1 protein-coding gene is annotated in these 1646 nt (G+C 39.7%); it reads left to right on the forward strand.

Annotation, left to right across the window (positions count from 1 at the left end):
* Nucleotides 1-337 precede the first annotated feature (337 nt).
* Nucleotides 338-1510 carry an IS110 family transposase gene (locus NXH67_RS00115; RefSeq protein WP_022779910.1) on the forward strand — a complete coding sequence of 391 codons (1173 nt, stop codon included), beginning with the start codon at nucleotides 338-340 and terminating at the stop codon, nucleotides 1508-1510.
* Nucleotides 1511-1646: the final 136 nt, after the last annotated feature.

Here is a 1646-nt window from a genome sequence, read left to right on the forward strand (position 1 = left end):
GTTGCATTTATGCAACATATACCTTACGCGCGAGTGCGCATCCATAGCGGAGCGTTTTTTGTTTAATAGGAAATTCGGAGGAATTTCCTCGTATTATATGATCATACCCTTTCTTTACCTCTTCTATAGGTATAGGGTATGCTGTTGAAGATGCTGTGGATTGGTTGGAATTTCCTACCGCATAGACGGTTATCGATAGGCTCCGACCACAGCCTCTTTGTCAAAAGTGTTAATCAGTTAGATACCGCATGACGGTTTATATAGAACGAGGTTACATCGGCAGAGAGTCTTGTGGATCAACAGCAGCATCAAATACTGTTTAAGGAGGATCATGTGTATGATCTATGTTGGTATTGACGTTGCAAAGGATAAGCATGATTGCTGTATCCTGGGTTCTGATGGCGAAGTTCTATTCTCACCATTTACTATCCAGAATTCGTTACAGGGATTTGACGAGTTGTACGATAAGATTTGCTCATTAAGCTCAGACTCTTCAGAAATAAAAGTAGGTCTAGAGGCTACCGGGCATTATCATATGAATCTCCTACGCTCGCTCCTTGATAACGGCCTGGCCAGCTATGTTATCAATCCGCTACATACAAATCTTTTCAGAAAAGGTCAGAGCCTTAGAAAGACGAAAACGGATAAAGTCGATGCATCTTCGATTGCTATGATGTTATTGACCGATAAGACACTCAAGCCCTACTCGGACTCATCATACCACAACGAAGAATTAAAGTCTCTCACTAGATATCGTTTCAACAAAGTTTCTGAACGTTCTAGGTTAAAAGTCTCTATATCCAGGCTTGTAAGCATTCTTTTTCCAGAGTTAGAAAAGCTAGTGCCTACCCTTCATATTTCTTCCGTCTATGCTTTATTATCTGAATATCCGGGAGCATCATATATTGCATCAGCTAATCTAACTCATCTAAAACATCTTCTAAGTAAATCATCAAAAGGCCATTATGGACGAGATATGGCAATTGCTATAAGAGATGCCGCAACTTCATCTATTGGTACCATCATACCTGCTAAATCCATGGAACTAAAGCATACAATCCGTCTAGCCGAAGTCTTAACCGAAGAGATTGATGAAATAGAAGCCACCATCAATTCAGTCATGAAAACGCTAGAATCACCAATAACTTCAATCCCAGGTATTAACACTCGTATGGGGGCTATGATTCTTGCAGAAATAGGTGACTTTTCACGCTTTGAAAATGCCGACCAAATCTTAGCTTATGCAGGTCTTTCTCCGTCAACATATCAATCAGGGCAATTGACTGCCTCATACTCACATATGGAGAAACGCGGATCGCGTTATCTGCGGTATGCATTGTTTAATGCTACACGCTTTGTCTGCTTATGGGACCCTACTTTTAGAGCATATCTTGCCAAAAAGAGAGCTGAAGGTAAACACTACAATGTAGCTATCTCCCATGCCTGCAAAAAGCTAGTCAGAACCATTTATAGAATGCAATTAACTGGAGAACCTTACCACAAAGCATAATGCTATTAATATCCCTCATTCTATTTGAGCACCCATAAGGATGCTCTATTTGTCATGCAATTTTCAAGGTACTGATTATTAAACAAACCTCTTCGTTTTAACTTGACATTTAATAGTTAGTCTATTAAACAAAAAA

Origin of the sequence: Butyrivibrio sp. DSM 10294, assembly GCF_028539135.1 — a bacterium.
Lineage (GTDB): Bacteria > Bacillota > Clostridia > Lachnospirales > Lachnospiraceae > Butyrivibrio.